The sequence below is a fragment of the Ktedonobacter sp. SOSP1-85 genome (assembly GCF_016587415.1).
Taxonomy (GTDB): Bacteria; Chloroflexota; Ktedonobacteria; order Ktedonobacterales; family Ktedonobacteraceae; genus Ktedonobacter.
In genome coordinates, this window is sequence record NZ_BNJI01000001.1 from 338,102 (window position 1) to 364,214 (window position 26,113).

General features: G+C 56.3%; 23 protein-coding genes. 8 read left to right on the plus strand and 15 right to left on the minus strand.

Features of this window, described 5'->3' with window-relative positions; translation table 11 throughout:
* Complete coding sequence (locus KTE_RS01645; RefSeq protein WP_201377788.1) at positions 1 to 669, plus strand: NUDIX hydrolase N-terminal domain-containing protein; 669 nt, start codon at positions 1 to 3, stop codon at positions 667 to 669.
* Positions 670 to 971: 302 nt separating this feature from the next.
* On the opposite strand, the gene KTE_RS01650 is transcribed toward KTE_RS01645, so the two are convergent.
* On the minus strand, positions 972 to 1,706 hold the full coding sequence (locus KTE_RS01650) for a FadR/GntR family transcriptional regulator (RefSeq protein WP_201377790.1): 735 nt from the start codon (positions 1,704 to 1,706) through the stop codon (positions 972 to 974).
* 247 nt (positions 1,707 to 1,953) lie between these two features.
* Here KTE_RS01650 and KTE_RS01655 point away from each other — a divergent pair, with 247 nt between their 5' ends.
* Positions 1,954 to 3,111 (plus strand): mandelate racemase/muconate lactonizing enzyme family protein, encoded by a 1,158-nt coding sequence (locus KTE_RS01655; protein WP_201377792.1) that lies wholly within the window; start codon positions 1,954 to 1,956, stop codon positions 3,109 to 3,111.
* Between the two features lie 61 nt (positions 3,112 to 3,172).
* Here the strand turns inward: KTE_RS01655 and KTE_RS01660 are convergent, their stop codons facing one another.
* Complete coding sequence (locus tag KTE_RS01660; RefSeq protein WP_201377794.1) at positions 3,173 to 3,826, minus strand: zinc ribbon domain-containing protein; 654 nt, start codon at positions 3,824 to 3,826, stop codon at positions 3,173 to 3,175.
* A 33-nt stretch (positions 3,827 to 3,859) separates the two neighbouring features.
* Between KTE_RS01660 and KTE_RS48740 the strand changes: the two genes are divergently transcribed.
* Both KTE_RS48740 and KTE_RS01665 read left to right on the plus strand, forming a co-directional pair.
* Positions 3,860 to 3,994: a hypothetical protein gene (locus KTE_RS48740; RefSeq protein ID WP_255552794.1), complete on the plus strand. Its 135-nt coding sequence runs from the start codon at positions 3,860 to 3,862 to the stop codon at positions 3,992 to 3,994.
* A 428-nt stretch (positions 3,995 to 4,422) separates the two neighbouring features.
* Positions 4,423 to 4,782, plus strand: coding sequence for an HU family DNA-binding protein (locus KTE_RS01665; protein WP_201377796.1), 360 nt, complete (start codon positions 4,423 to 4,425; stop codon positions 4,780 to 4,782).
* A 112-nt stretch (positions 4,783 to 4,894) separates the two neighbouring features.
* Here KTE_RS01665 and KTE_RS01670 read toward each other — a convergent pair whose 3' ends face one another.
* The 4 genes from KTE_RS01670 to KTE_RS01685 form a co-directional block, all read right to left on the minus strand.
* Positions 4,895 to 5,701 (minus strand): hypothetical protein, encoded by an 807-nt coding sequence (locus KTE_RS01670; protein WP_201377798.1) that lies wholly within the window; start codon positions 5,699 to 5,701, stop codon positions 4,895 to 4,897.
* A 260-nt stretch (positions 5,702 to 5,961) separates the two neighbouring features.
* Positions 5,962 to 6,915 (minus strand): RluA family pseudouridine synthase, encoded by a 954-nt coding sequence (locus KTE_RS01675; protein WP_201377800.1) that lies wholly within the window; start codon positions 6,913 to 6,915, stop codon positions 5,962 to 5,964.
* A 39-nt stretch (positions 6,916 to 6,954) separates the two neighbouring features.
* Positions 6,955 to 7,509: a signal peptidase II gene (gene lspA, locus KTE_RS01680; protein ID WP_201377802.1), complete on the minus strand. Its 555-nt coding sequence runs from the start codon at positions 7,507 to 7,509 to the stop codon at positions 6,955 to 6,957.
* Between the two features lie 168 nt (positions 7,510 to 7,677).
* Positions 7,678 to 8,079 carry a TraR/DksA family transcriptional regulator gene (locus tag KTE_RS01685; RefSeq protein ID WP_201377804.1) on the minus strand — a complete coding sequence of 134 codons (402 nt, stop codon included), beginning with the start codon at positions 8,077 to 8,079 and terminating at the stop codon, positions 7,678 to 7,680.
* A 288-nt stretch (positions 8,080 to 8,367) separates the two neighbouring features.
* Here KTE_RS01685 and glgB point away from each other — a divergent pair, with 288 nt between their 5' ends.
* Positions 8,368 to 10,431, plus strand: coding sequence for a 1,4-alpha-glucan branching protein GlgB (gene glgB / locus KTE_RS01690; RefSeq protein ID WP_201377806.1), 2,064 nt, complete (start codon positions 8,368 to 8,370; stop codon positions 10,429 to 10,431).
* A gap of 474 nt (positions 10,432 to 10,905) precedes the next feature.
* Here glgB and KTE_RS01695 read toward each other — a convergent pair whose 3' ends face one another.
* A complete protein-coding gene (locus tag KTE_RS01695) occupies positions 10,906 to 11,913 on the minus strand; it encodes a TIGR00730 family Rossman fold protein (RefSeq protein WP_201377808.1) in 1,008 nt (335 codons plus the stop codon).
* A 370-nt stretch (positions 11,914 to 12,283) separates the two neighbouring features.
* Here KTE_RS01695 and KTE_RS01700 point away from each other — a divergent pair, with 370 nt between their 5' ends.
* Positions 12,284 to 12,913: a LysE family translocator gene (locus KTE_RS01700; protein WP_201377819.1), complete on the plus strand. Its 630-nt coding sequence runs from the start codon at positions 12,284 to 12,286 to the stop codon at positions 12,911 to 12,913.
* Between the two features lie 77 nt (positions 12,914 to 12,990).
* On the opposite strand, the gene KTE_RS01705 is transcribed toward KTE_RS01700, so the two are convergent.
* Complete coding sequence (locus KTE_RS01705; protein ID WP_201377820.1) at positions 12,991 to 13,920, minus strand: DMT family transporter; 930 nt, start codon at positions 13,918 to 13,920, stop codon at positions 12,991 to 12,993.
* Positions 13,921 to 13,943: 23 nt separating this feature from the next.
* Positions 13,944 to 15,080 (minus strand): class II histone deacetylase, encoded by a 1,137-nt coding sequence (locus tag KTE_RS01710; RefSeq protein ID WP_201377821.1) that lies wholly within the window; start codon positions 15,078 to 15,080, stop codon positions 13,944 to 13,946.
* A 485-nt stretch (positions 15,081 to 15,565) separates the two neighbouring features.
* Between KTE_RS01710 and KTE_RS01715 the strand changes: the two genes are divergently transcribed.
* Positions 15,566 to 16,438: a serine/threonine-protein kinase gene (locus KTE_RS01715; RefSeq protein ID WP_201377825.1), complete on the plus strand. Its 873-nt coding sequence runs from the start codon at positions 15,566 to 15,568 to the stop codon at positions 16,436 to 16,438.
* A gap of 5 nt (positions 16,439 to 16,443) precedes the next feature.
* Positions 16,444 to 17,202 carry a zinc ribbon domain-containing protein gene (locus tag KTE_RS01720; protein ID WP_201377827.1) on the plus strand — a complete coding sequence of 253 codons (759 nt, stop codon included), beginning with the start codon at positions 16,444 to 16,446 and terminating at the stop codon, positions 17,200 to 17,202.
* Positions 17,203 to 17,302: 100 nt separating this feature from the next.
* On the opposite strand, the gene KTE_RS01725 is transcribed toward KTE_RS01720, so the two are convergent.
* The 6 genes from KTE_RS01725 to KTE_RS01750 form a co-directional block, all read right to left on the minus strand.
* Positions 17,303 to 18,388, minus strand: a complete 1,086-nt coding sequence (locus tag KTE_RS01725; protein ID WP_201377836.1) for a phosphotransferase enzyme family protein — start codon at positions 18,386 to 18,388, stop codon at positions 17,303 to 17,305.
* Between the two features lie 15 nt (positions 18,389 to 18,403).
* Positions 18,404 to 19,318, minus strand: coding sequence for a sulfurtransferase (locus KTE_RS01730; RefSeq protein ID WP_201377838.1), 915 nt, complete (start codon positions 19,316 to 19,318; stop codon positions 18,404 to 18,406).
* Positions 19,319 to 19,335: 17 nt separating this feature from the next.
* On the minus strand, positions 19,336 to 19,878 hold the full coding sequence (locus KTE_RS01735; protein ID WP_201377839.1) for a DUF6391 domain-containing protein: 543 nt from the start codon (positions 19,876 to 19,878) through the stop codon (positions 19,336 to 19,338).
* A 27-nt stretch (positions 19,879 to 19,905) separates the two neighbouring features.
* Positions 19,906 to 21,330 carry an FHA domain-containing serine/threonine-protein kinase gene (locus KTE_RS01740; RefSeq protein ID WP_201377847.1) on the minus strand — a complete coding sequence of 475 codons (1,425 nt, stop codon included), beginning with the start codon at positions 21,328 to 21,330 and terminating at the stop codon, positions 19,906 to 19,908.
* A 212-nt stretch (positions 21,331 to 21,542) separates the two neighbouring features.
* A complete protein-coding gene (gene odhB / locus KTE_RS01745) occupies positions 21,543 to 22,835 on the minus strand; it encodes a 2-oxoglutarate dehydrogenase complex dihydrolipoyllysine-residue succinyltransferase (protein ID WP_201377849.1) in 1,293 nt (430 codons plus the stop codon).
* Entirely contained in the window at positions 22,825 to 25,659 is a 2,835-nt protein-coding gene (locus tag KTE_RS01750; RefSeq protein ID WP_201377851.1) for a 2-oxoglutarate dehydrogenase E1 component, read from the minus strand. The genes odhB and KTE_RS01750 overlap by 11 nt, the downstream gene beginning before the upstream one ends.
* Positions 25,660 to 26,113: the final 454 nt, after the last annotated feature.

Genomic DNA, 26,113 nt, shown 5'->3' on the forward strand with positions numbered 1-26,113 from the left:
TTGGCTACAACCGGTAATGACACACAGAATACAGCGCAGAAACTGTCTCTCTGGGCTGATATTCTACTTACCCGTGCCAATAATGGCCTGCATTTTGCCTCCAACATCTATGATCAGGAACACTACCGCAAGATACGCGAGGTTGCGCTAGAGCTGCTGGCACTTGCCTCCGCAAAATCAGTAGAAGATTTTGAGCCATTGCACGCTGACCTTTTCGCGCATCACGCACCTATTCCGGTGAGTGACGCCGCGATTATCGATGAGCAGGGACGCATCCTTCTGATTCGTCGGGCCGATAATTTGCGCTGGGCTATGCCGGGTGGTGGATTAGATGTGGGAGAAACTCCGGCTCAGGGCGCGGTTCGCGAGGCGCTGGAGGAGACTGGCCTGGCCTGCGAGCCTGTCTCCCTGGTCGGAGTACATGACTCTCGTCTCTGTGGCACGGTATCAAATGCTCAACTCTACCACTTCCTCTTTCTCTGTCGTCTCAAACCCGGCGTTGAGCGCATTGATCCTCCCACGCATGCTAACGAGATAAAAGAAATGGGCTGGTTCGCCGAGGATGTTTTGCCTGATGATCTTGATCCGGGTCATGCGACGCGTATCCTTGAAGCGTTCCGTGTCTGGCGTGGTGACTCCCGGGCATATTTTGATGCTCACGGCTCATAAGAATAATTCACTTTGCACCTATGCCCCCCTCAACGAGTCGGTTTCAACCAGCTTTCCTAAGAAGTGCTCTGAGTTTATTGGGATGTTGCGCTTTTTGCATTGTGGTCCGCCTTTCAACATATTGACACTCCCCCTGCTAAAACAAGGGGGATTCTTCTCTTCTGTGGGACGATCCAGCGTATCAGCCCGACCCGATCCACCCCAAAGAAAGGAAGAGCCATTCATCCCCGGCATGAATGGCCGAGGCTTTCTGGCTCGGTTTCTGTAATCACATACAGCGCGCTTAAAATAAAAATTTTGCCTCATTCGCGCACTGGCTCGCCCTCCAGGACGCGGGAGATATCCTGCATGGTGAGCTCGATCAGGGTGCGTGCGGCTAGCTCGGCGGCGGACCCATCGCGCTGCTGGATGGCCTGTACAATGTTGGTATGTAGCGGCATGGCCTCACGGTTTCCGCCGGGAATCTGGGCGGTGACCAGGCGGCTGGCGCGCATGGCCTGCGAGAGAGTCTGCATAATGCTGCGCAAGAGCTCATTATGGGCGGCGTCGCAGATGAGCAGGTGGAAGTTCAGATCGATGACGATGTATTTCTCAGCGTCGTCTGTGACTGCTGCCATCTCCTGGCAACAGTGCGCAATCTCTCTAATCTCCTCTTCCGTGGCACGCTCTGCCGCCAGGCGTGCCGCCATTGGCTCTAGCATCAGGCGAACCTCGGAGAGAGCACGCAGAAATTCGGTGTCTGGTCCCGCCTCGTAATGCCAGGCCAGGATCTCGGGATCAAGGAGATTCCAGCGCGCACGCGGCAGCACACGGGTGCCGATTTTGGGCCGCGCCTCTACCAACCCCTTGGCGCTCAACGTCTTCAATGCCTCGCGCAAGACGGTTCGGCTTACATTGAGTTGTACGCTTAGCTCCGGCTCGCTCGCCAGCGCCTCGCCCGGTAGATAGTCCCGGCGTATAATGCTCAGCCCAATCTGGCGCGCCACCTGCTTATATAAACTCGCGCGCTCCAGCGCGGGAAATTCTTTTGCCATCATAGCCTCATTTGTCATACAATAATACATAAGCACTATACCCGGCTGGCAAGGTCCTGTCAATGCGTGGGTTACGCGACCGTTCTTGCCAATGCCAGAGAGAGATTTCTCTGGCATCATACCAGATTCAGGTGCTGAAATGTGATACGCGAGCACAAATAGTTTGCTTCTTTCGCCAGGGGAGAAGGAGATCAAGTCGGAGTTGAAGGCCTGGCCCTCCCAGTCGTCCATGAAGAGAAAGGAACAGTCAATGAAGATTAGCGGTATTCAAACCCATGTTGTCGGTAGCCCCTGGCGCAATATTACCATTGTGCGCGTAAAGACGGACGAGGGGCTTGAGGGCCTGGGCGAGGTACGTATGCTCAACCATACGGATGCCTTGCTGGGCTATTTGAACGAGGCCGCGACCAACCATATCCTGGGGCATGATCCCTTTAATATTGAGGACCTGGTCCAGCGCATGTACCGCCATGACTTTGCCCGGGCGGGCGAGATCGCTATGTCCGCGATTTCAACGATTGAGATGGCCTGCTGGGATATCGTGGGCAAGGCACTTAATAAGCCCGTGTACCAACTGCTAGGGGGAGCGGTTCGCGAGCAGATCAAGGCTTATGCCAATGGCTGGTATACCGTCGAGCGCACGCCCGAGGAGTTTCATGCCGCGGCCAAACGTGTAGTGGCGAAAGGCTATCGCGCGCTAAAATTTGATCCCTTTGGCGCGGGCTTCTATGAGCTGGAGCGCGAGGAGCGCCTACGCTCGCTCTCCCTGGTTGAGGCCGTGCGCGATGCCGTGGGTCCCGAGGTAGAGATTCTGATCGAGATGCATGGACGCTTCAATCCCACCACCGCCATCGCCATCGCCCGCGAGCTGGAGCGATTTGAACCATCCTGGGTTGAGGAGCCAGTACCACCCGAGAACGCCGCAGCCTTGAAGAAGGCGGCTGAGCAGATTAATATCCCGGTAGCCACGGGCGAGCGCATCCATACACGCTTTGACTTCCGCGAGGTCATCGAACTCCAGGCTGCCGACTACCTCCAGGCCGATATTACCCACTTTGGCGGCATTCTGGAGACCAAGAAACTGGCCGCCTGGGCCGAGAACTACTATATGCTCATGGCGCCGCATAACGTCGGCGGACCCGTCTCGACGGCGGCAGCACTACACTTCGCGGCCTCGACGCCAAACTTCAAAATTCAGGAACACTTCAACGACTTCTCTGATGAGTGGGTAAAGTCGGTCGCGCCCGGTAATCCCGAGGTGATCGATGGCTATTTCGCCCTGCCCCATGGTCCGGGCCTGGGCGTCACCCTAGATGAAGAGGCGGTCGCGCAGCATCCCCGCCAGGAGGTCTTCTTCGACCTCTTCGCCGACAACTGGCAGCGACGCCAAGCGTTGCGCCAGTCGTAAATTGATGATGTGGTGTTCCCTGGTGGCCGCCAGCCGCCAGGGAACACCACATCATCAACTATTATTGCCTGGATTCCTCGCGTGCGACAGCGTGGCCGCATTTCGCGCAGAAGGCGGCGTCTGGCTTGAGCTGGGCGCCGCACTGCTCGCACTGTTTGGGCGCCTGGGGCTGCGCTTGCTGGAGGGACTTGCCACAATAGGAGCAGAAGGCATCGTCCGCGTCATTGAGGGCCTGACACTGGGGGCAGGGAACCTGCTGGGGTTGCGCTGGTCGTGCAGAGGGTTGTGGTGCCCCCTGGCGCTGCTGTGCCCCCTGAGGCTGGGGACCACGGCCGGTCTGGTGGTAGACCGCGGCATCGAGCGCGTTATAGATCTGGGTCTCCAGGCCCGCCTGGCGAATGAGGCCAGCGCCTGCGGTGATCATCAGGGGCCAGAGGAAAAACATACCTATCGCGCCGACTGCGGCCTTATCAAGCCATTGATGCTCGCCGATAGAGGCGGTAACACCTCCCTGCACTCTTTGCAGCGAGACGGTGAGCGCTGCCTGGAGGCCGACCAGCCCCTCAATTTCTCCCCCCTTGCGGATCTGGACGGCGATCTGCTCGCGTGTACCAAAGTGCTGCACCTGGTATCCCTGGTGCGAAAACTGGCCTTCCAGGTCACGCGCCAGGCGCTCAAGATCAAGCTGGGGAAGCGGGTAGAAACGATTCTCCATATTTTATTCATTCCTCTTTTCGGCAAAATCTTCTTGCAAACTTCTCAGCGCCTGCGGCGCTTCGCGGAGTTCATAGTGGTCGTGGTTAGCGGCGCGGTCGCGCCGCTAACCACGACCACCAGAAAACAGAAGCATAGTACATACTACATCTTCAATGCTGTGAAGTAGACCACAGCCGCGTAGCTACATATATGCCTTCCTCTTCTATGTACGTTGTATCGGGCGAGAAGTTGCTGATAGAGCGCTGGTAGGTATACGTGTCACAAGGCGGAAAGTTTGCGTCATCATCCAGGTTTGAGGGAAGTGTTTCTCCTGTATGCAGGCTTGCACGTAGTGTGAATGAGCTTGCATGCCCAGGAAGACAGGTAGGGAATTCGTTGAAGGGATATCTGCTTTTTCTTATGTTACCCATAGCATTTGGTGGGCCTTTGTATAGTGGTAGTGGAAGGTAGCACCATTCCAACGCGCAAAGAAGAAACGTTGTCTGTCACTTTTTACGAGACGGTGACAGACCCGACAGTTGAGCGCGTTGTCGTAATGAGCAGAGGCTCAGCTATGCCCTGCACAAACAACACAGTAGAAGGAGTGACATACAAATGAAAAGCACATCCAAGGAACATACCGTGATTGGTAAAGATGAACTGATTCACCAGGTCGCCGCTAAGGCTGGCATGAATTTGAAGGAGACCAGCAAGATTATTGATGCCTTCACCGACGTGGTGCGCGAGGATGTCGCCCAGGGACACGAAGTACGCTTGATGGGCTTTGGCACCTGGAACCTGCGCGATGTCGCCCCCCGCAAAGTGAAGTCCATTCGCGGTGGCGATCAGATCACCATCCCCGCGCGCAAGCGCGTTGGCTTCTCCGTTGGTGCCGTACTCTCGCAGGCTGCTCAGGGTGAGCACGCCCGCAGCAAGGTTACCACCGCCGAGAAGACCATGAAGAAGAACAAGTAGCACCCGTGGCCCACGCCACATTGCTGCTTCATACTCTGACGTAGAACCGAGGCGCCCGCTGTGCCATGATGATACTATCTCACAGCGGGCGCCTCGCTTTTTGGTGTTTGTGTTAAGTTCCAAGCTTATGCAAGGCTTGCTCGATCTGCGGCTCTTCGGCGGGCTGGACCTGGCGGAAACCCTGGCCATCATTGAGGAAGACGATCTGCGTCTGCTGGAAGGAGACGATCATATCGGATTTGCGATCGTTATTGAGGTCGGCGAAGCGCAGTGTGACGGGGACGAGGTCGTCACTGGCACCGTAGAGCTGGGGTCCCATGTAGATGCGCGCCTTCGCAGCATCGCCTCCCTGGAGCTCAATAATTTGAATACGTCGATTGAGATTGATGGCGATAAAATGGCTAGGATGGCCAGTCTGCTCGTTGTGTCCCACCCAGACATCCGTTTGAAAGGTGCGGGGACGTCCATAATGCCAGTCGTCCAGAAAGGTTGTATACCAGTTCAAGGTCGCGTTCAGTACCATCCAGAGCAGCAGCATGGCAAACATGCCCAGTCCTAGATAGAGCAACGGCGATGCAGGCCCCTGTGGGCGTAAACGTTGCCAGGGGGAGAGGCGCCTCGTACTCTTAGGCGGCTGTTTCCGCACAAGCACGCGTGACTTGTCGTTTCGCGCGCCAGCCTGGGTGAAAGGTGTGACGTCTTCGGTTTCTGCTTCGGGTTGCGTCACGGCGTTCTCAGTCGTGGGAACGTCCTGTGTACGAGAGGCTCGTAGGGAAGGAGGTGCCGGCGGCGGTGGTTGAACGCTTGACGTGGTCTTGCGTTTCTTTGCTGTTTTGTTCTCTGTATGTAGAATAGGCCGGTGCCGCACCAGGCTCCGTGGAGTAATATCCAATTCGTCATCTCTGGCTAAGACTGGCATAAGCGCGTTCTCCTCTCCTCGCGAACGAAAGCTACGTTTTCCTGGCGAAATGCATAGGCAAAAAATATTCTCTCGCCGTGGGGTAAAGTTACCCATAGAAGATAGAGCTTGCGAACCGTCTGTTGAGGAAAAATACTAATTGAGTGAATGTATTGTATTATGAAGTGTCAGGAAAGAGGCACTACAAGAAGATAGGTTGCGTACAGCATTTACTACTACGCAACCTAGTATATCACGATTAACTGGATTTTTCCAGTCGCCTATAAGACAGCCTCGTTATCTAGGACTTTTTGGAGGTCTGGGGGCAAGGGAGCCTCGATATGCAGGGGTTCGCCAGTACGGGGTTGCGTGAGTTCTAGCTGGTAGGCATGGAGAAACTGGCGCTGGAGGTCAACGTTGGGGAGGCGATGGCCCGACCCATAGGCCTGATCGCCGACGACGGGGTGTTTAATGGCCTGAAAATGAACACGGATCTGGTGGGTGCGCCCGGTGACAATCTGGACCAGGACCAGGGTATGTTTTCTGAAGCGCTGCAAGACGCGGAAATGCGTCACGGCGTCGCGCCCCTCCGTGAGCGTCACGGCCATCATTTGCCGGTTGCGCGTATCGCGACCAATGGGCGCATCGATGCTTCCCTGGTCCAGCTCGACGTTCCCCTCGACCAGGGCCAGGTAGCGCTTAATAATCTTATGCTGCTTCATCTGCTCGATGAGGGCAGCCTGAGATTGGGCATTCTTCGCGACCATCAGCAAGCCGGAGGTATCTTTGTCCAGGCGATGGATAATGCCCGGACGCATATCGCTCTCATCCTGCTGCAATTCGGGATAGTGCGCGACCAGCGCGTTGACCAGAGTCCCCTCGTAGTTACCCGGTGCGGGATGCACCACCATGCCAGCCGCCTTATTCACAACCAAGAGGTCGTCATCCTCGAATACGACTTCCAGCGGCAGGTTCTGGGGCGTCACCTGTTTCATTTGCGAGACAGGTGTGGCACGCAGAGCGGTGACCCTATCCTTGAGGCGCAACACATAGCCAGGCTTGCTGGCCTTGCCATTGACCAGGACCAGGTCATCGGCAATGAGTTGCTGAACGCCAGAGCGCGAAACGCCGTCCAGCACCGAGACCAGGAAACGGTCCAGGCGCTGGCCCACCTGCTCACTCTCTATATCCCAATGTAAGAAATTCTCGGTTGTCGTATCTTGACTCGCGGACATGGTTGGCTTTCATCCTTCAATGTACTGGGGAACGTCCCCTTATTTCTTTACAACTTCAGTCTGCTGCTGCTCTGTTGTCTTCTGTTCGCCCTCGTTCTGTCGCCACCCACCCAGCAGGACCAGGAAGAAGAGTAAAACGACGCTGACGGAAATGAAAGCATCCGCGACATTAAAAATAGCGAAACGGTAGTTAATCTGAGGAATACGGAAGGCCAGGAAATCGACCACATAGCCGCTATGGCGCGCCCGGTCAACCAGGTTGCCTACGGCACCGCCGACAATTAAGCCCAGAATAATCTTGTAGATTGCTGGACCCGTGTTGATCATGCGGGCATACATATACACAACCACGGCAATGGCCGCCGAGATCAAGATGATCAACAGCGTGCTATTGGCGAAGAGGCTAAAGGCGGCTCCATTGTTCTGAATATATTGAACCACCAGGTAGGGGCCGAGTAGCGAGATGTCGGGCTTACTTCCAGGAGGGCTGAGGTTCTCCACCACGAGAGCCTTTGTCCACTGATCGAGGCCGATAACGATAAGTGCGGCAAGGAGCGCGCATACATCGTGGAGGCGAGCATGTTTGGCAACCACGTTTTTGTTCTTCCTTTCCCCAACAGAGATGACCAGATGTGTTGATCATTGTACCATAGTCGCTCCCTGCCGCCTACCCACACACCTTACCCAAGGGCTTGAGAAGAGAGTAGGGTATGGTGGCGTGGTGTATGGGCCTCCAGCCCATACACCACGCCACCATACCCTTTAGAATTCGCGCCGGTCGCCGTAGAGTTCTTCGCGGCTGAGGTTCTGCTTCTCGATTTTCTCCGCGTCCTGGACGCAGCGTGATGCCCAGGGAATGGCTTGCAGACGCTTTTCGGGAATAGGCTGCCCACAGTCGATACAGCGACCATAAGTACCATCCTCGATGCGTTTGAGGGCATCTCTGACTTCTTGGAGCAGGGCCTGCTGGTTCACCATGATCGACTGCTCCTGCTGCGTCTCCAGGAAATCTACCGCGATCTCTTCAAAGTCCTGAGGCCCCTCACTGGCCTGGATGGGATCGACCGGTTCCGGGTAGGCCTCTGTCAGGCCCGCGATGCTCTCTTGAAGCTCCTTCTCTTTTGCCTGAAGTTGCTCTTTTATATGTTGTAGATCAAGTGCCATCTTCAATCAACCTTTCAGCCAGATTTGGGGCATACAACCCCCTCTTGCTCTCAACACGTGGAACCAAGGCGAACGGTCTCACCTGCCACTTTTTTTACCAGGGCACGTGATATGATATAGTAATTAAGAAGGATGCTACTCGCCTTTTCTCTCTCCAGGTGCAATTTAATCGTGTAGTAGATATCGAGAACCACTATTTCGGCTTGGATAGACACAATGAGCTTGTCCTATCTGTTATGCTAAACATGTGTATGTCGTCAAGATGCAACTTCATAAGGATTTTCGTGTATGTCGGTATCACAAACGCCTCAAAAACCGGGAGAATCAGAGCGTCCCTCCCAACCCATAAAGCCTATGCCAGATGTGCCTTCTCTCTTTAGCGACTTTGACCTGTATCTCTTTGGTCAGGGAAAAGACTATCGCATCTATGAGAAAATGGGCGCCCATCCACGCACCGTGAATGGGGTTACGGGTGTCAATTTCGCTCTCTGGGCGCCCAATGCGCGCGCTGTCTCCATCATTGGCGATTTCAATCAGTGGGATCGCAAAGCCACCCCCATGCAGCTACGCCATGGCGATCTGGGAGTCTGGGAATGCTTTGTGCCTGGATTGGAGCCCGGCACGCTCTACAAGTATGCTATCTGCTCGCGCTTCAATAATTACCACGCCGATAAGTCGGACCCCTATGGCTTCCAGTTCGAGCTGCGCCCCAACACCGCCTCAGTTGTCGCTGATATCTCACAGTACCAGTGGCGCGACCAGGAGTGGCTGGAGCAGCGTCCCCAGCGGCAACAGCTGAACTCTCCCATGTCGATCTACGAGGTCCACCTGGGCTCCTGGCGCCATATTCCTGAGCGCCACCAGGAAGGCGCGGTGGAAGAAGACCGCTTTATGACCTATCGCGAGCTGGCTGAGTCGCTCGCGACCTACGTTAAGAAGCTGGGCTTTACGCATGTCGAGCTGCTGCCTATTACCGAGTTTCCCTTCGATGGCTCCTGGGGCTACCAGGTGACGGGCTTCTATGCCCCCACCAGTCGCTTTGGCCCGCCCGAAGACTTCAAATACTTCGTCGATTATATGCATGAGCAGGGGATTGGCGTGATCCTGGACTGGGTCCCGTCACACTTCCCCAAAGATGGTCATGCCCTGAGCTACTTCGATGGTACCCACCTCTATGAATACTCCGATTCGCGCAAGGGCGAGCATAAGGGTTGGGGCACCTACGTCTTCGACTATGGACGGAGCGAGGTACGCAACTTTCTGATTGGCAGTGCCCTCTTCTGGTTGCGTGAATATCATATCGATGGTCTGCGTGTCGACGCGGTCGCCTCGATGCTCTATCTCGACTATATGCGCCCATCGGGCGAGTGGAGTCCCAATCACTATGGCGGTCGCGAACACCTGGAGGCCGTCGACTTCCTGCGCCAGTTTAATGAGGCCGTCTATGACCAGGCTCCAGGCGCGGTGACAATCGCGGAGGAGTCTACGGCTTGGCCGCTGGTGACGCGCCCAACCTATGTGGGTGGCCTGGGCTTTACCTTTAAATGGAATATGGGCTGGATGCATGATATGCTGGAATATATGCACCTTGATCCCATCCATCGCCGCTATCACCACAATAACATCACCTTTGCCCTGATGTACGCTTATAGCGAGAACTTTATTCTGCCCCTCTCCCACGATGAGGTCGTCCACCTGAAGGGCTCGATGTCTACGAAGATGCCTGGCGATCTCTGGCAGCGCTTCGCGAATCTGCGCTCGCTCTATGGCTTTATGTGGGGCCATCCCGGCAAGAAGTTGCTCTTCATGGGTGGCGAGTTTGGCCAGTGGCATGAGTGGAACTTTAAGGAGAGCCTGGACTGGCACCTGCTGGATGCCCCCAGCGATCCCCACCACGCGCAGTTGCAGGACTTTGTACGCGATCTCAATACGCTTTATAAGCAAGAGCCTGCACTGACCACGCGCGATTACGAGGGTGAGGGCTTCTCCTGGATCGACTGCCACGACTCAGATAATAGCGTGATCTCCTTTATGCGGCGTGCTTACAAGGACGAAGAGACCCTGATCTTTGTCTGCAACTTCACGCCCGTACCGCGCTATGGTTACCGCATCGGCGTGCCCTATCCTGGCGTCTATAACGAAGTCATCAACAGCGATGACCTGCGCTATGGCGGCAGCGGAGTTATCAATAACCAGTATATGCCAAGTGTTCCCCGCAACTGGCAATCCTGTCCGCACTCCATTCTGCTGACCCTGCCCCCACTCAGCACGATTGTCTTGAAGTGGCGCCCCTTCGCGGAACATGAAATGCCGCATCCGGAGTTCCTCACTACCTCCGAGACTGAAAACTAGCATCGGCGACAAGACAAAGAGGGCGAAGGGAGTGTTCCCTTCGCCCTCTTTGTCTTTCTTTGTTCTTCTATGTCTTATGTAATCAGGCGAGCAAGTAGCTTCATTGCGACAAGAGAAGATGGCTCTCCCTCCCTTTGCCAGGCCAGATAAGCGTAAGAAAGTGGTGGGGAAGTACTGCCTGGTACACTTGGCATAGTAGAGGTACCGCTGGACACGCGCTTCGCCTGGCTGCAAGATGAGAGCAGGGACGCTACACACGTCAGACGAAATTGAACGCGATCCGTAAACTCCAGGAGGGAGGCGCGGCAGCCTCTACAAACGTTTTTGTCATAAATGCCTCCAGGAGATAAGTACGAGGGGCGAAGGCAGTGCCTTCGCCCCTCGTACTTAGATCTTATTCCGAAACCCAACGCCACTTGCGTGCCTAGCGCTTCGCGCTCAGGGTTTTCGGATAAGTAGTTATTGAATATTGCTCTAACGGATAGATTTCTCCCGGTTAGGATCTTCTTTCTCAAGCTCCTGGTTGCGTTCGTATGCTTCACGGACCAGGTGGGCGATCTCCTCGGGGTTGTCCGAGAGACGCAACAGGTCAAGATCTTCAGGTGAGACCTTACCATCGGGAAGCATCGTCTCGCGAATCCAATGTATCAGTCCACTCCAGTAGCGAGAGCCATAGAGGATCACGGGGAAGTTGCTGACCTTCTTCGTCTGAATGAGGGTCAATGCCTCAAAGAGCTCGTCCATCGTCCCAAAGCCACCTGGAAAGATGATAAAGGCATTAGAGTACTTGATAAACATCGTCTTGCGTACAAAAAAGTAGCGAAAGTCCAGGTCGATATCCAGGTATTGATTGGATGATTGCTCGAAGGGTAGCTCGATATTACAGCCAATGGAGGTGTTCTCGCCCTCCTGTGCTCCCTTATTGGCGGCCTCCATCACTCCCGGGCCACCACCTGTAATAATGCCGAAGCCAGCCCGTGCAAGCAAGCGCGCCGTTTCAGAGGCAGCCTTATAGACGGGATCATCGGGCCTGGTGCGCGCAGAGCCGAAGATGGCTACTGAAGGCGGGATATGTGCCAGGGCATCGAAGCCATTGATAAACTCGCTTGTAATGCGCATGACGCGCCAGGGATCGGTAATGGTGAAATCAAAATTGAGTGCGCGCTCAGTGGCATGCTCCTCCTGACGCACATGTTCGCTGGGAACTGGTTCGGTGGGTTTGACCAGTGGTTGCGTGGGGCGCCTGAGGAGTCGCTCATCCTCAGTTTCAGGGCGTCCCTTCTTCCTACGTAGCGAGCGGTAATTATCATTGCCTCTTCGTTGTTGCATTGTATTGCGGGGATACTCGCGTGTGGGTGTCTCCTGTGGATGATGGTGGTTTTGCCTGTGTATAACCTGGTCGCCATCACCATTTGAGCTATTATGTGTGTGGTGGCTATTGCCCTCATCTGCGTGCTGTGAGGAAAACTCATTGTTACTCATAAGACGTTCTCAATCTCTGGCTATCCTGTATACGTTAACTCTTCAGTTATGGGTGGGCCTATACAGTATAGCATGAAACACGTAGAAAAACGATGCTACTATATCCGGATTTCCCTGTAAGAATTGGCTTATCACCTCCTGTACACGTCAGAACAGACCTACAAACACATGCATAAGTATGGCGTAGACGGCATTTGAGTATTTCTGTTTTTTTCCATCTACCATACCTAGCATAAATCCGCTCTGTTATATATACGTTAAACGGAAACAAAAAAGTACTTTTTCGCTAGGCCTGGCGCAGCACGGCCATCCGTCTCATCGATTATAATCTATATATATATTGGCGTATTTTTTTGCGAAAGGCAGATATATGTTTTATGTACCACAACTGGCACTGCTCATGGGGGTATGGGCGATTGCAGTCATTAGTCCCGGGCCCGACTTTGTCGCGACTGTGCACTCGGCGGTATCGCGCTCACGGCGCGAGGGTATCCTGGTTGGCCTGGGCGTGACCAGTGGCATCGCGCTCTGGATCATCGCGAGCATGGCTGGTCTGAGCGTGCTCTTTGCCCAGGTAAGCTGGCTGGTCGATCTCTTTCGCCTGCTGGGCGCGCTCTATCTGCTCTACCTGGGCGTGCGCACCCTCTGGAGCGCCTATCGTCCTCAACTCTCGGGGGAAATGCTAGGCAACGAGCCACAATCGCCCAGGCGCGGCTCCTCCTGGCGCATTGGCTTTCTGACGAACGTGGGCAATCCCAAAGCGCTGGCCTTCTTTGGCAGCATCTTCGCCGTCCTGCTGCCCGCGCACCCTCCGCTCTGGTTTCAGTGTGTCTGCGTCCTGCTGATGCTAGGTATGGCGGCAGCCTGGTTTAGCGCCGTGGCCTGCCTCTTCTCTTTCGGCCCAGTTGCGCGCGGCTACCAGCGCTTAAAACGCTGGCTGGACCTGGTCACCGGTGGACTCTTCGTCGCGCTGGGACTACGCCTGGCCTTATCCAGATAATGGCAACCCTCCAGGCCTGAGACATGTTCAAGCCTGGAGGATACGTTTAAAGGAGCACGACATATGAGAGGCAGGCGCTAATTCGTGATAGGGGCCGCGATCTCAGGTGCCGCGTCATATTGCAGAACAACCAGGCCAACCAGGACGAGCACACAGCCAATAATCTGCGGCAGGTCCAGCAATTGCCCAAGCCAGAAATAGGCGATGATAGAGCCTGCAACCAGTTCTAGCGTGGTCACAATGCCGATCCGCGTCGCCTCCACATGCCGTAAGGCTCCCAATTCCAGTGCGAAAGGGATGGCCATTCCCGCGATGCCAACCACTGCCATCAGCAGGAGGTTCTGCCAGTTCCAGGTGGCGGCAGGAATCATCCAGGGTGGCTGGACGCAGAGCCAGAAGACGGCGGCGACGAGCGCTCCATAGGACGTCGCGGGCAGCGAGGGCACATCGCGTCCCACGCGTTTGCCCAGCAGGAGATAAGCAATAAAGGAGAGCAGCGCCAGAATCGCAAAGAGAAGGCCCAGGGGGCTCAACCCGTTCAAATTGAGGTGCCAGGCCCCAGTGAGGAGCAATAGGCCGCCCAGTGTACAGAGCAGAGCCAGCAGCACCGGCCTGGTAGGCAGTTTGCGCAGCCAGAGCGCCTCTCCCATAGCCATCCAGGCGGCGGCACTAAACTGAATAATCAGGGCCACGGCAATGGGAAGCAGGCTGATGGCCATAAAATAAGTGTAGGTGACCAGGGCCAGGGTCAGGCCAAAGGCAATGATCCAGCCCCACTGGCGGGTATACCACTTCAGGCCCTGCCGCCAGCCAACGAGCATGAGGGCCAGCAGGCAGAGTCCCCCAATAAGCATACGAAATTCGACTAGAGTCACCGGGGTAATGCCACCATCAAAGAGCAGGCGCGAGAGATTCCCGTTAAAGCCAAAGAGCAGTGAGGCGCTCGCAGCCATGGCATAGCCCATGGCCTGCCTGGATGAGCCTCCCTGCCGGGAACGTTTGATCATAGAGAGTGAGCTTTCTTTTTCTGCTAGATGTGCCACCATTGGCGATGCCACGCGAGCGCGGCGTTGAGTGCCTCTCGCGTCTCCTGTGAGAAGCTGTGCTGACACTCCTCAAGCTCGGGGGCGCCAGCGTAGAGGTCAACGATCCCCAGGTCGACGCCGAGCAAGGGTTCAAGGGCGGCGGCGGTGCAGTAGGGGACATAGGCCGAGCTATAGCCACCCGCCTGGAGCATGACCAGGCGCCCGCCGCAGACCTCTTCAGCCAGGTCGACCAGCGACTGTGAGATCGCACGAAACCCGTCCATGCTCATCATCAGCGTGGTCAGGGGATCAAGCCAGCTGGCATCTTGCCCGGCGGTGACAAGAATCAATTCTGGCTGAAACTGGTGTCCAATCGGCACGACGAGCTGCTCAAACAGCTCGCGGTAGCCTCGATCACCAGTCCCAGGTGGCAGAGGAATGTTGACGGTATAGCCCACGCCCGCGCCGCTCCCAACCTGCTCCAGGGTCCCAGAGTCTTTCGGGAACCAGTTCTGCTGGTGCATGGAGAAGAAGAGCACGCCTGGATCATCATAAAATGCCTCTTGAGTGCCATTGCCATGGTGGGCGTCCCAGTCAACGATCAGGATGCGCTTGAGTCCAAAGACATTACGTGCATAGTGGGCCGCCAGTGCCGTGTTATTAAAGACACAGAAGCCCAGGGCCTTGTTGCTTGTGGCATGATGGCAGGGAGGACGCAGCAGCCCATAGCAGTTGCGAACTATGCCATCCATGACGGCCTGTACGGCATTGAGCGCACCACCCGCCGCGTAGAGCGCAGCCTCAAAGGAGCCAGGGCTGAGCTTCGTCTCTTCATCCACTTCGCCCCAGGGACCGTGATCAGGGCCGCCCTGAGAGAAGGCATGTATCCCTTCAATATACTCTGGCGTATGAAAGGCTGTCAGTTCTTCCCGCGTGGCAGGACGCGCCGCGATGGGATGCATCTGCGCGCTTAGGCCCGAGCCATCCAGAAATTCCTTGATTCGTCGCGTAATAAACGCTGACGAAGGATGTGGTTCGGGTGAGAGCTCGAACGATCCTTCGCGCAGGTGCACAACTGATTCTGTGCCTGTATCATGCGCGAGAAAGCGTGTATCAAAAACCAGGCCACTACGCTGCGTCATAAGTTGCTTGACCTTTCCTGCGTTTGCTTTTCCTGTCCGTTGTTGTGAACCAGAATACCCAATGCATCTCTCCCCAGGTACGCTTCTACGTGTCACTAAGGAGAAGGCCTCAACGTGATATCCTTTCAGGGGAGTCCCATCTATTTGAGAGAGGCTTAAGACATAGAAACAACGCAAAATATATAGGCATATTTTGTAGATCTAGAGCGTCTTTCTTAGTAAAGCACATTTGGGAGGCACGCTTCCGAACTTCCCAACGGCCGAACGGCCGAACAGTCTAAAAATTACCATGCTGCCGACAATAACGCAAACATCCCAGAAGCGCTCTTTAGCGTGTACATCAGTCTGGAACTGGTGTATAATGCGATTGCACCTTGGCCAGACAATATGGTAAGCGGAGCAGGCAAACTTTTGGGGACCACGCCTACCTCTAAGTGCTTACAAGGCAGGTACTGTTCGGCAGACATCGGGGGAGACTATTTGTTATGATAGAAACAGTTCCATCAGGTTCCATACTCCACGGACGGTACCGTATTGAGCGCGTTCTGGGGAGTGGTGGTTTCGGACATGTCTACCTGGGAACCAATATTACCAACACCAATCTCTGTGCGGTCAAAGAATATCTGGTTACTGGCGCGAGTGGACAGGAACAGTTGCGCCATGAAGCCGCCGTGCTCAGCCAGCTGCATCATCCCAATCTGCCTGCCTTCCTGGACGCCTTTATGGAGCGCGGACGCTACTATATCGTCCTCAACTACATTGAAGGAAGCGATTTAACCGACCTGGTCCGCCTGACGCGTCAGCGCGGCGAGGTGATCCCTATCGCACGTGTTACTGGTTGGCTGCTTGCCATCTGTGACGCGGTACATTTTCTCCATAACCAGCGTCCGCCGATCATCCATCGCGATATCAAGCCTGATAATATTCGCATTATGCCCGATGGGACGGCGATCCTGGTCGACCTGGGCAACGCCAAGGCCTCCGCTGACGGAGCGCGCACGCTCTTCTTTATTCGCCACCAGGGTACGCCCGGCTATGCGCCACCAGAACAATATCCAGGCGGTACAGGCACTGATGTCCGCTCCGACACCTACGCCCTGGGGGGCACGCTCTTCTTCGCGCTGACAACGCATGAGCCACCCAGCGTCTCTATTCGCAACCAGTCGATCCAGCAGGGGCGTCCTGATCTCCCTTCGCTGCAAGAGGTTCTGGCCAATAATCCACCTGAAGAGAGCGCTGAAGCGCAGGCCGCGCGCCAGTTTCGCCTGGGCGTCTCCCAACCGGGCAAGCCCGCCCCCCGCCACTCGCGGCATGTGGCGCAACTTGGCGCCCTCCCCCGCAACTGCTCCAGCAGTTGAATCGGGTGATTCAACGCGCCATGGCGATGCGCCCCAAGGATCGCTATCAGTCGGTTGCGGAGTTCGCGCATGACCTGCAAATGGTGATGTCTCACCTGCCAACGCCGCCTCCCATGCCCGTGAAGCAGGCAACTCCGAATCCACATACCACCCAGCCTGACCTGGATGACGTCTATGATCAGATGGTGGCTGATGGCCGTATTCCAGCCGCCCCGGATCAGGCGGGACCAGCATCCACGCCACAGCCACAGACACAGTCTCGCTCCTGCACCCACTGCGGTAGTCTGCTACCTACAGGCGCGGCAACCTGTCCCAACTGTGGAGCATCGGTTATCCCAGCCCAGACCAGTAGGGCCAACGTCAACTCCGTGAGTACCGCCCAGGCGAGGCAGCAAGCAGGGGGGCAAGGTTCCTTTGCGCCCAATAATACGATGCTCAAGCAGGCCGTCTCGAATCCATCTCTGCCACCGATTGCGCAGACGCCCGCACCTGCCAGCACAGAGACGCCCAGACCCGCGCCCGCACAGCAGGGAGTCTATGCCCCACAGCAGCAACAGCAGAGTATGGCGCCACAGACGCGCCCACAACCACACCCTCAAGTGCCCCAGCGTCTAGCTGCTCCCCCTGTCCAGGGGCCACCACCTGCCGCAACAGGCTCCAACGAGCCACAACTGAACCTGCGCATTCTCTTGCCTGTCTTGCTTGGCGCGCTCATCCTGCTCGCCCTCATTACCGTCTTTGTCATAAGCAATACCCACCACTAGACAGCATATATTTTTAGATACAGCGTGCAAGATGGGGACGAAACGTCATGCGCCGCTGACGGACGCGGCGCATGACGTTTCGTCCCCATCTTTAAATCTTTTATGCCCACATTTCCTGGAGTGCCGGGCGGATGCGGTTGAGCCAGGCGGGTAGGGAATTGGCCCACTCCAGGCGCTCCATCAGGCCTTCAACCCGCGTGTCGCTGAACTCCTCCTGCACGAAGAAGAGATCCTCCAGCGGCCCATTGATCGTCACGATAGGCGCGACAATCGTCAGCGCGTCCGCTAAGAGGGCAGCCTCGCCCTTCACAGGCGGGAAGACCTCGCCGTAGGCCTCAAGAAACTGGCGGGCGCGCTCCGGATCAAAGCCGCGCTTCACCAGGGGTGGCGTCAGGGTCTCTCCTGGATGCCAGGAGAGGGCGCAGAAGTAGAACAGGGCGTAGGCGACCTCGAAGATGCGCTTCTCCCAGCGCGAGGCCTCCAAACCCATGACAGAGGTAACCCCCTGTGGATCGAAACGCAGGTTGAGCGCGTGATAGTCACCGTGAATATGGAACTCGGGCAGATCCTTGCCTGCGCCAATCGCCATCATCGAGGCGGGCAGAATCTTCTCCCACTGCTCCGCCCAGGTGGTCAGCGCCATGGCGATAGCCTGGTTATCGTATGTGTCCGCACGCTCACGTGCCAGTCCCAGCCAGTTCTGGACCATCGCGCCAATATGCGCCTCCGCTGGCCAGCGATACTGCGCTCCCGGATACCGGCTGGATGCCTGGTGTAAGCGTCCCAGCATGGCAGCCGCGGACCCGCACCATTGAAAGCTGCGTGGATTGAGCGTGCTAAAGAGCTCGCCTTCAGGCCACTCCTGTAGCTCAAAGCAATCCTCGCCTACGGCAACAAAGGGCGCCCCCTCTGGCGTCTGGTGCAGCGCGGGCAAGGGAATGCCCTGCTCACGCAGGTAACGCTGAAAGGCGTAGCGGTGCCCTTCATCCTGTCCCATCGGACTCTCGGGGCGCTCGCGTAATATGTAGCGCCTTCCTTCGATTCCGACCAGCAGGCCCAGGCTTGTGTCGTTGGAGAACTCGGCTGGGCCGAGGTTTTCCCATGTATGAATGCCAAAGGCCTGCATGACGCCCTGTACGTCAAGCAGGTCCTCGGCAGTGTTCTGCGTTCTCTCTTGCTCTTCCATTGTTGTTTGTGGTCTCTAGATTTCTGTGGGCAAGTCGGCGCGACTGCCCCATTCGTTCCAGGAGCCGTCGTAGTTGGTCAGCCGTGGATAGCCAAGCATCGCCAGGCTAAACAGGACCGTGGTGGCCGCTACCCCGCCATTGCAATAAGCAACGACGTGCTGCTCCGGCACCACGCCAGCCGAGGTAAAGATCTGCTGTAGCTCCTCGTTGCTGCGGAACGTCCCTGTTTGCGGATCGATGAGCTCCTCGCGGGGTAGGCTGAGCGCTCCTGGAATATGTCCAGCCCGTCCCTCGCCACGTCTCACCTGGCCGCTATACTGACCCGTATCGCGTGCGTCAACCAGGGTCATCCCCTGCTGTCCAAGCATCGCGAGCAACTCTTGCGCCGTCGCACGCAATTGCGGCTGCGTCACGGGGGTAAAACTCGTTGGCTCATAGGTGTGGACCGTTGAGGTAAGTGGGCGCTGCTCGCGTTTCCACTTGGGAAGGCCACCATTGAGCACCACGACCTGGGTGTGACCATAGTAGTTCAACGCCCACCACAGGCGGGTCGCAAACTGCGAGGCCGGGTGCGCATCATAGGCAACTACCAGGTGTTGATCCCCGATCCCCAGGCGCCCCAGCACCTCGGCGAAGCGCTCTGCCGGGGCCACTTGAGCCTCTACCGCGTCATCCGGGTCAACGATGTCGCTACTCCAATCAATATACACCGCGCCCGGAATATGCTCCTGCTCATACTCATCGCGCGCGCCGACATAGTGCGCGTCCTGAACCTTTGTCCCATCAGGGCCCTCGCGCTCAATGTTGCGGACATAGCCGCGCATATCGACGATGCGCAGATGCGGATCATGCAGATGCTCTGCCAGCCAGTCCGTCTCGACCAGAAAATTATGACGCTGTGTCTCCGTCTTCAGGCTCTCCTGCTGCAACGATTTTTTCTTCCTCTCTATGAGAACAACCTGGCGGCCTCTGGATTATCGGTACTCACAAAATGCGCGGGTGCTCCCAGCACAGTAGTTGGCTTGATTTCCAGAATGCGCATCGAACCATTGGGCGTCTGTGTTGTCACATGGCGCTGGATGACCAGGCCCAGGGGACGAGCCAGGACCAGGGCGGCCGTCGAGGCCAGAATGGCGTTGTTGGCCGTACTATAGGGACGGCGCATCTTGGAAACCACCATCGCCGAAAGGCCCGTCAGCATACCCGCGACCGCCAGATTGGTACCACAGCGCTCATGCACCGCCAATTCGGGCTGGGTGGTGCGCAAGAGCTGGAGGGCCTCCTGGGCGGCGGGTAGGATGGCCTCGGTGGGGAGGTCACCAAAAACAAAGAAACCGGCGGCAAAGGAGATGCCAGAGAGACGCACTTCAGGAAACTTACGAGACAGTAAGACAATCGTGGCATGTTCAAGCGCGTGATTCTGACGCACAGCGGGACCCAACGTCAATTGTTGCGCAACTTGAATCAGTGGATTGATCGACGTCATCATATCTTCCTTCCTGCTTATGGCAGCAAACTACGGCCCATATGTTATATTAAACACCACGCCTTCATCCCCAAAATGGATGACATCTCCATCATTTAAGACCACCGGCTGTTGAATCCGTATGTTATTAACCGTGGTGCCATTGACGCTGTTGAGATCGGCCAGGAACCAGCGTCCCTCGGCGAACCAGAGGCGTGCGTGATGGCGTGAGACCGTGCGCCCCGAGATGACCAGGTCGCAGCCATTGGTGCGCCCAATCTTGGTCACATCCTGGTGGAAACGATAGGCACGCCCAGCCAGGGGACCGCTTTGGAGCGTCAAGCGTGCCAGCACTGGCCGCCCGCTCGCATCTGTATAGCGATCCATAATAGCGCGCTTATTCGTCAGGTCGTCACCACACGTCGTACAGAAGAGGCGCGCCGCGGGATTCTGCGCGCCACAGCGGAAACACGTCACCGTCTGGGCTGGCATATTCGCGGCAGGCGTAGAGGCCAGCTGTCCCGAGTTCGGCGTCTGCACGAAGCTTTGATCTGGCGAGGACATGGGGCCAGAGAGCCGCCGGGAACGAGAGAGCGACAGGTTTGAGGACGCCATAGTGCTGGTCAGCGCGGAGATAAAGTCATCCGCCGACTGATAGCGATCACTGGGCGACTTGGCACACATCTTCTGGATGACCTGAATGATCCCGGGAGGTACATTCTCGGCCTGCAAACGCTCGATGGGCAGAGGATCATTCACATGCTTGAGCGTGATTGAGAGCGGGTTCTCCGCCGAAAATGGGACCTTCCCGGTCAGGCAGTGAAAGAAGACGACGCCCAGCGAGTAGATATCGCTCCGGCGATCAACGGCCTGGCCCGTTCCCTGCTCAGGCGACATATATTGCGGGGTACCAATGCCTGTCCCCACGCGAGTCAAGTTGGTCGTGCCTTCGAGAATCTTGGCGATGCCAAAGTCGGAGAGCAGGAGGTGTCCATCCTTGCGCAGGAGCATATTGGCTGGCTTGACATCGCGGTGAATAATCCCATTGCGATGCGCGCAGTCGAGGCCCTCAGCAGCCTGAATCATAAAATCCGCAGCCTCAGCCACAGGTATGGGACCCTTGAGGCGGTCCTTGAGCGTACCGCTTTCTACGTACTCCATGACGATGAAAGTGATGTTCTCAAGCTCGCCAAAGTCATGAATCTGCACGATGTTAGGATGCGCCAGTTTCGCCACCGAGCGTGCCTCCTGCACAAAGCGCTTGACAAAGATCGGGTCGCGCGCGTGATAGGCGGGCAAGACCTTGATGGCTACATAGCGATCCAGGGTGGACTGATATGCCTTGAAGACTGCCGCCATTCCGCCAGCACCGATGCGCTCTACAATGCGGAATTGGCCTAGTGTCTTTCCAATGAGTGCTCCCGCATCTTCGTTACGACCAGCAGGCTGGCGTGGAGACATATTCTCTGGTTGCATACCCCTGACAACTCCGTTATCCGAAACTTGATGCCTGGTGTGGGTTCCCACTACGCCAGAAAGATCAGCGCATAAGAACCTGGCATCCCTCGACAGAAAACGCCCATTGTGTTTTCTCTCTTGAAACAGTCTTTCGCTCGTTTTGAAGCGTTCCTGTTTCTCCTTGATTATACAGATAGAAACGTACTCTGTCGAGAGAAATCCAACAAAACTTACCCTTCCAACAGAAGTGCTTCTGGGTCTTCCACCAATTCCTTTACTTTCACCAGGAAGCGCACCGCTTCACTTCCATCGACGATACGATGGTCATAGGAGAGCGCGACATACATCATGGGGCGAATAACCACCTGCCCATCGATGGCAACGGGGCGCTGCTCAATCTTGTGCATGCCCAGGATGCCTACCTGTGGCCCATTGAGGATAGGTGTAGAGAGCATCGAGCCGAAAGTTCCACCATTGGTAATCGTAAACGTGCCGCCTTGTAGTTCCGCCAGCGAAAGCGTATTCGTGCGGGCACGCTTAGCCAGGTCCCCGATCTCCCGCTCAATGGCGGCGAAGGACTTGCGGTCCGCGTCACGAACCACGGGCACTACCAGGCCCTCTTCCGCGCCTACCGCGATCCCAATATCATAATAGTGCTTGAGCACCATTTCATTGCCCTGAATCTCGGCATTGAGGCGAGGGAAGGCTTTGAGCGCGCCCACGACGGCCTTGGTAAAGAAGGACATAAAGCCAAGCGAGACATTATGGCGCTCCTTAAAGGCCTCCTTGCGGCGGCTACGCACATCCATGACTGCACTCATGTCGATCTCATTGAAGGTGGTCAGCATGGCCGCCGTATGTTGGGCCTCGACCAGGCGCTGGGCAATGGTCTGACGACGGCGCGACATGCGCACGCGCTCCTCACGACGTGAGGCATCCGCTGCGGGCTGTGCCGGAGGTAACACAGGCTGTACCGCCTGCGAGGGAGCCGCGGGTGTCGTCTGTGGGGATACCGCTGTCGTGGCTGGAACGGCCTGGCTGGAGCTCTCCTCCAGGTAGCTCATGACATCTTCTTTGGTAACCCGGCCATGCGGGCTACTGCCCCTGACCTGGGAAATATCGACGTTATGCTCGGCGGCGATCCGGCGGGCCAGTGGCGATGGTGGGCGCTGCGATTCCCCGGCGGATGTTAAAGGCTGCGAGGTCGTGCGCTTGATCTCTTCGCTTTGTGGCGCGGGAGCCGTGGCAATGGCACCATTGCTGCTCCCCTTACCACTGACCTGGGCCTCCTGTCCAAGGAACGCGATCACTTCACCCACCTGGACGGTCTCACCCTCGCGCTTGAGAATTTTATGAATCACGCCATCTTGCTCGGCGTTGACTTCGACATTGACTTTATCAGTCTCTAGCTCGGCCAATGTTTCACCCTGGTGGACAGCATCGCCCTCTTTCTTGAGCCAGGTTGCGATGGTGGCATCGACAATCGACTCTCCCAGGATTGGCACACGAATCTCATCGGACATGTTTCCCTCCGGTCTCTTTTTGTGATACTGATACGCCCGCGGCTTCTTTAATGATCTGCTCTTGTTCGGCAGCATGGATGTCCCAGAAACCGGCAGCCGGGCTTGAGCGCTCGGGGCGCGCGATCACGCGTAGCGTGGCCTTGCCTCCCAACAACTGTTGTATACGCGGAGCAATGTATTCCCAGGCCCCCATGTTGCGCGGTTCTTCTTGCACCCAGATGAACTCGCTGGCATTGGTATACCCCTCAAGGACTCGCTTCAATGAGCGCTTGGGGAAGGGATACAGCAGCTCTACACGCACAATCGCGGTGTCTTCATTATGCATACGACTCTCGTGTGAAAGCAAGTCAATCGCGATCTTGCCACTACAGAAGACAACCCGGCGCACAGCTTTGGGATCCTGACTGGCGCGTGGATCATTGATGACCGATTGGAACGACCCCTCAACCAGGTCGCTTAAGCGCGATGAGGCAAGGGGATGACGCAAGAGACTCTTCGGCGTCATGATGATCAGCGGACGCGGATAGCTTGGGAGGAGATAGGCCTGCAAGCGTAAGAGGTGGAAGTACTGCGCCGCCGTCGAGCAATTGGCGATACGCCAGTTATCCTCGGCAGCCAGGTGCAGGTACCGCTCCAGGCGTGCGCTCGAGTGCTCTGGCCCATTTCCCTCATAGCCATGCGGCAAGAGCATCACCACGGAGGAGTCCTGGCGCCATTTCGCACGCCCCGAGGCCAGAAACTGATCTATAATGACCTGGGCAACATTGGCGAAGTCGCCATACTGCGCCTCCCACAGGACCAGCGAATCGGGCGCCTGCACACTATACCCATACTCAAAGCCCAGGGGCGCGGTCTCGCTCAGAGGGCTATTATACACCGTAAACGAGGAGCGAGCCTCGGGAAATTTCTGTAGCGGAAGGAAGGTCATGTGGCCCTCCCTACTATGCAGGACGGCATGGCGATGATTAAAGGTGCCACGCTCGCTGTCCTGGCCGGTCAGGCGAATCGGCGTTCCACTTGCCAGGATGGTCGCGAAGGCCAGCGCCTCGGCATGGCCCCAGTCGATGCCACCTTCTGGTCCAAGCGCATTGGCACGGCGCTGCATCACGCGCTCCAGCTTAGGATGCGGATGAAAACTCTTTGGCCAGTTTAGGAGCTCCTCGTTATAGCGTTGCAGCACCTCAGCGGTAACGGGGGGGACCGAGAAATCGATGGGATAGTGGGCCATATCGCCTTGATCGACGACACGCTCAACTTTAATCGCCCCGCTATCGGCTTCGCGCTTCGCCTGCTCTAGCTCATGAATGGCCTCATCCCAAATCTGCTGCGCCTCATCCTGCGTCAGGATCTGGCGCTCGACCAGACGTTGTGCAAACAGCTCGCGCGCAGTCGGATGACTGCGAATAATTTCATACATCTGTGGCTGGGTAAAGGCTGGCTCATCGCCCTCATTGTGTCCCCAACGCCGATAGCCCACCAGGTCGACCAGCACATCCTTATGGAAGCGGTCGCGATAGGCGTGGGCAATGCGTACAGCAGTCAAGCAGGCATAGGGATCATCCGCGTTGACATGAATAATAGGGATGCCAAAGCCCTTGGCCACGTCACTGGCGAAATGAGTTGAGCGCGAGGAATCGGGATCGGTGGTAAAGCCAAGCTGGTTGTTCACAATGATATGGATCGAGCCACCAACCCAGTAGCCGCGCAGGTGCCACATATTTAGCGTCTCGGAGACCACGCCCTCTCCGGGGAAGGCCGCGTCACCATGAATCTGAATGGCCAGCGTGTGGTCGACATCGAGCAGTGGTGAGCCAGAAACGGTGCGAATCTCTTGTGAGGCGCGTGCCATACCGCTTACCACCGGATTGACGAATTCCAGGTGGCTAGGATTGGGAGCCAGGATGACCTTTAGATCAACTGATGCCCCTTCATCCAGGACGTGTTCCGCCCCCAGGTGATACTTCACGTCACCCGTCCACCCATACCCAAAGCTATCGGTAAGGGGCGTACCTTCTTCGTGACGCGCATGGGTAAACTCGGAGAAGATGCTTGCATATGGCTTGTTAAGCACATGCGCCATCACGTTCAGGCGGCCACGGTGGGCCATCCCAATCATTACATTCTTGGTTTCGGAATCAATCGCGGCAGAGATAATCTCATCCAACATCGGCACCAGGATATCGGTGCCCTCAATGGAGAAGCGTTTCTGTGCGGTAAATGCCTGGTGCAAGTAGCGCTCGAAGGCTTCTACCTGCGTCATCCGTTTGAGCAGCCTGCGCGCATCCGCGCCCGAGGGTTCGCGATGGTAGAGATGCAGGCCCACCGCATCGCGCAACCAGCCACGCTCGTCAGGGCTTTTTACCTGGTCGAACTCGTAACTAATTGATCCTGAATACATCGCCCGCAGAGCATTGATCGCCTCTAATGCATTGGCGGCTCCCTCCGCGGAGTGACCGCCAATGATGTCTGGTGGCAATTGCGCCAGGTCATATTCGCTTAACCCATAGGTCTCGAGCATCAAAGCAGGATCTCCTGGCGGCTCATTCCCTAATGGGTCAAGGTGTGCCCCTAGATGCCCGCGCTCACGGATCGCGTGCGCCAGGTTATTGGCGGCCACAATATGAGCCACATTTCTGCCTTGATCTTGAGGAGCGGGAGCACGTGTTTCCACGGGTGCGGTCGTCACAGGCTGCTCAGTAGAAGACCAGGAATCAAAAATGGCCCGTGTGGCCTCATCTATTGCTGCTGGATTCTGTTGATAACGTTCATATAATTCAAGGACATATCCAGCATTTGGTCCAAAAAACGTTTCCAGGTCGTGCATGGAAGTTCCCTTTTCATTGACACAACGAACCAGGCTGCGTGCCTCTTTGTACTGCGTCTCGTCGTTGAGTGGGTTCCTTGTGTCTGAGTTTTCTGCTATTGTTTTTCTACCATCCCCTATGGTATCATAGCTTTACAATACTTCAAAGTATTTGAGATTAGTTCTCCTTGTGCTATAGTCTGGTCTTAGTCTCGCAAAAATGGGATGACTAAAAACAGTAAAACCCCGAATATATCCGGGGCGAGTCGCCGCAACGAAGGAAAGTACGATGGCTCGTTACTCTTTCTACGAATGAGCACACCGCATCGTCACTTTTTCTCCCTATTTACTGGTAATAAGCCACTTTTCTGGCGGTATTCCTACCAGGATGACTCATGCAAGGGGATGTGCTACCCTCAAGTGGATATACTATCACTATTCTAGCTCCCCTTTTCGCATTCTCTTCCATTCTTCC